The sequence below is a fragment of the Salmonella sp. SAL4457 genome (assembly GCF_046548235.1).
Lineage (GTDB): Bacteria > Pseudomonadota > Gammaproteobacteria > Enterobacterales > Enterobacteriaceae > Salmonella > Salmonella enterica.
This window is the reverse complement of the sequence record NZ_JBGDZO010000968.1, coordinates 1-251: the sequence shown is the minus strand read 5'-3', so window position 1 is coordinate 251 and position 251 is coordinate 1. Positions and strand designations below refer to the sequence as shown.

Sequence of the window (251 nt, the reverse complement as noted above, 5' to 3'; positions counted from 1 at the left end):
CGTCGAGGAAACCGCGCTCGTCGAAGCCGCCGGGAGCGGCGGCCTGCCGTTCGGTCTGGCGCGGCGAGGGCAGCGCCAAGGCCTTTTCCCCGGCCAGGGCGCGTAACTGGTGGTCGAACTCCTGCTGTTCGGTGAGTACGCGCTTGGCATAGAGCTGCACCGCCTTGTTTTCGGATCGGCGCATGGCTTGCTCGGCTGCCTCCACCTGGGCCTGGCTGTCGGCCAGGCTGTCGGCGAGCAGGGCGCGGGTA

The 251-nt window shown here is 69.7% G+C and carries 1 protein-coding gene; it reads right to left on the bottom strand.

All coding sequences use genetic code 11. The features are described from left to right. Positions 1 to 251: DUF4142 domain-containing protein (locus ACLJNW_RS27075; protein WP_410961640.1), on the bottom strand; the 251-nt coding region annotated here is incomplete at both ends.